3 protein-coding genes and 1 pseudogene are annotated in these 2,498 nt (G+C 40.7%); 2 read left to right on the forward strand and 2 right to left on the reverse strand.

Translation table 11 applies throughout. From position 1 onward, the window contains the following. Together AC6F75_RS10305 and upp are read left to right on the forward strand one after the other, a co-directional pair. Positions 1 to 422: pseudogene (locus AC6F75_RS10305) on the forward strand (hypothetical protein); the annotation flags it as partial. A gap of 2 nt (positions 423 to 424) precedes the next feature. Further along, positions 425 to 1,081 carry a uracil phosphoribosyltransferase gene (gene upp / locus AC6F75_RS10310; protein ID WP_500714938.1) on the forward strand — a complete coding sequence of 219 codons (657 nt, stop codon included), beginning with the start codon at positions 425 to 427 and terminating at the stop codon, positions 1,079 to 1,081. Between the two features lie 311 nt (positions 1,082 to 1,392). On the opposite strand, the gene AC6F75_RS10315 is transcribed toward upp, so the two are convergent. Further along, entirely contained in the window at positions 1,393 to 2,103 is a 711-nt protein-coding gene (locus AC6F75_RS10315; protein WP_500714939.1) for an ATP-binding cassette domain-containing protein, read from the reverse strand. Between the two features lie 226 nt (positions 2,104 to 2,329). Continuing rightward, a complete protein-coding gene (locus AC6F75_RS10320; protein WP_500714940.1) occupies positions 2,330 to 2,497 on the reverse strand; it encodes a DUF5687 family protein in 168 nt (55 codons plus the stop codon). Position 2,498 lies beyond the last annotated feature (1 nt).

Consider the following 2,498-nt stretch of genomic DNA (forward strand, 5'->3'; position numbering starts at 1 on the left):
ATTTTAAATCACATCTCAGAAAAGGTGTAGGTGCCATGCTGCTAATGGCCGGAATTTTATTAGGCATCAAAAGCGATTTGCAATTGCTTTCGGCCATTCCCTATTTTGCCCGTCTGGCTTTTCAAAACCTTGATTTTGTAATCGGCTATCTGCATCTGGTATTTTTGGGCGTAGTGAGCATTGCCCTTTTTGCATTATTAGTTCAGGCGGAACTTTTAAGGCTTTCGCGAAAGCTGTATTGGATGTATTTGATTGCTTTTCTGTTCACTGAAACATTGATCATTTACAAAGGCTTTTCTATGTGGTTGAGGTGGCCGTTATTTGAAAATTATTACTTAATTTTAAGCATTGGAAGTCTGTTGTTTCCATTGGCACTTATATTGTTACTGCTCAATAACGGTTATCAAAAAAATATCAATTAGCCATGCACACCCACAACCTGCACGATCAAAATTCAATCATCAATAAGTACATTACCGAACTCAGGGACGTCAACACCCAAAAAGATTCTATGCGTTTCCGGAGAAACATTGAGCGCATAGGCGAACTGATGGGCTATGAACTCAGTAAAACCTTAACCTATGCTTCTGCAGAAATCGAAACACCTCTAGGTATTTCTAAAATCAAACTGCCCAAAGACCAACTGGTGATTTGCTCTGTGCTCAGGGCGGGCTTACCGCTGCATCACGGCTTGCAGAATTGTTTTGACGAAGCTGACAATGCGTTTATTTCGGCTTACAGGCATCACACTACAGAAACCAAGTTTGAAATCAAGGTGGAATATTTGGCCTCTCCTTCGCTGGAAGGAAAAACTTTAATCCTTGCCGACCCGATGCTGGCTACCGGCCGTACATTTATTAATGTGCTGGAATCCATCAAACATTTGGGAACACCTAAAAAGGTTCATCTCGTTTCGGTAATTGGTTCACAGCCGGGGATTGATTTCCTGAACCGTGAATTGCCAGACGATTACACCCTCTGGATAGCCACGGTTGACCCGGAGCTTAATGCTCATGGTTATATCGTTCCCGGTTTGGGTGATGCGGGAGATTTGTGTTTTGGAAGTAAGATGCAGGATTAGATGCGAGACATGAGATTTTAGACATGAGATGGATGTTCTAAAGTTGAACCTCCAAGCACCACACGAGGCCAAAGGCCGAACTGAGCGTTAGCTAAATTCCAAATCAGTCACCCTGAGCTTGTCGGAGGGCAAAATCCAAGATAATATGTGAGTTATTAGAGATGGGTATCGAGATGCTCACTTAAAGTTATACCACAAAGAGACACAAAGAAGGCACAAAGTTTCACAGAGGAATCAGTATAGCTGAAAATGGTCAGCCTATATCTGGGACGTACAGACATCTCTTTTCTCTTTTCTATTTTCTTTATTCTTTATTCATCAACCATTTCCCCACTAAAAAACGCCTCGAGTTCTTTCATAGTTTCTGAAGAAGTGATGATGTCTTTGACCACCAGTCCATTTTCCAAAGCAACGATGCGGTTTGAAACTTCAACGGTGTGTTGCAGGTCGTGACTGGAAACCAATATGGTAACTTCCGGATTATCGGCCAGTTCTTTTAGTATGCGTTTTAAGCGTATTTGTGTAGTGGGGTCAAGATTGGCAAAGGGCTCATCGAGTATGATGACTTCCGGATTTCCGATTAAAGCACCCACGATACCCACTTTTTTGGAATTTCCTTTGGAGAGGTCACGCAGGTATTTGCGTTTGTTTAAAATTTCGCCATTGAAAAAGTCAACAAATCCTTCAAGAAACTGATCCACATCGGCCTTGTTCCAGCCCCGTAGTTCGCCGATAAAGTAAAAATACTCTTCAGGCGTTAAATAGCCAATCAAAAAGGATTCATCGATAAAAGCTGCGGTAAAAGATTTCCATTCTTCGCTTTTACTTATTTCGATATTACTGTTCAAAATTTGTCCCGTACTCGGCTGAATCAGATCGAGCATTAAACTGAAGAAAGTGGTTTTTCCAGCACCGTTGTTGCCCACCAGTCCAAAGCTTTGCCCTTTTGGGATATACAGTTGCGGAATGTCCAACACTGTGGTTGTCCCGTATGTTTTACTCAGGTTTTCAACTTGTATCATAATTTTCTTTTTTTGTCTGTTTAACTCAACTTATTTTTTATAATTACTTAACGTCCTCTACACCCTTTTTTTTAACGCAAAGTTTCGCAAAGGTCCCACAAAGTTACGCAAAGGGTTCATTGCCATAATCCAGTATCAACCGCCATTTGAAATTTTCTGTTTTCTCTACTCTATTTTCTATTTTCAAATGTCTCAAATCTCACGTCTAACATCTCACGTCCCAAATCTAATTCCTCTGACTATAAGCTGCCAACGTTTTGTATTTTTCTGTTTTATAAATGTCCTCAATAATTGAAAATACCTTTTCCTTAAATGCAAATCCCAAAATACCGAAAAGTGCTACTATCAAATACCCCATTTCAGGGCTATGTGTATAGTGCCCGATGGCATACAGC

The organism is Planktosalinus sp. (assembly GCF_059864935.1).

What these genes read in the sequence shown, in the direction of transcription:
- AC6F75_RS10315 (WP_500714939.1), bottom strand. Translation starts at nt 2,103, where the DNA reads ATGATACAAGTTGAAAACCTGAGTAAAACATACGGGACAACCACAGTG.
- upp (WP_500714938.1), top strand. Translation starts at nt 425, where the DNA reads ATGCACACCCACAACCTGCACGATCAAAATTCAATCATCAATAAGTAC.